Annotated in this window: 1 protein-coding gene; it reads right to left on the bottom strand. The window is 73.6% G+C overall.

What is annotated here, in order from left to right:
• Window positions 1-397, bottom strand: a 397-nt coding sequence (locus JGS39_RS40305) for an ERAP1-like C-terminal domain-containing protein (RefSeq protein ID WP_219574694.1), incomplete at both ends; no start/stop codon positions are given.

A 397-nucleotide genomic window follows, 5' to 3' on the forward strand; every position in this document is an offset into this window, starting at 1 on the left:
GCCAGAAGCCTTGGGCGGTGGCGGTGAACAGGTAGTTGGAGAGGGTGTCGTCGGTGAACATGGCGTGCCAGGCGGCGGCCTTGGCTTCGGGGGTGGGCAGGGCGGCGCGGCAGCGGGCGGCGCCTTCCTGGCCGGTGGCGCTGGGGTCGGCTTCGAGTTCGGCGGCGATGGTCTGCTCGTCGGTGGCTCCGAGGACGGCGAGGCGGGTGAGGATGCGCCAGCGGAGTTCGGGGTCGAGTTCGGGGCCGCCGGGGACGGTGCCTTCGGTGAGCCAGCCGTGGATGGTGTCGGGCTGGGTGGCGGCGTCGATGAAGTGGCGTACGGCGGTGAGGCGGAGGCCGGGCCGGGTGCCGTCCTCGGTGCGGCGGATGAGGTCGCGGGTGAGGGCGGTGAGGGT

The organism is Streptomyces poriferorum, assembly GCF_019399235.1.
Lineage (GTDB): Bacteria > Actinomycetota > Actinomycetes > Streptomycetales > Streptomycetaceae > Streptomyces > Streptomyces poriferorum.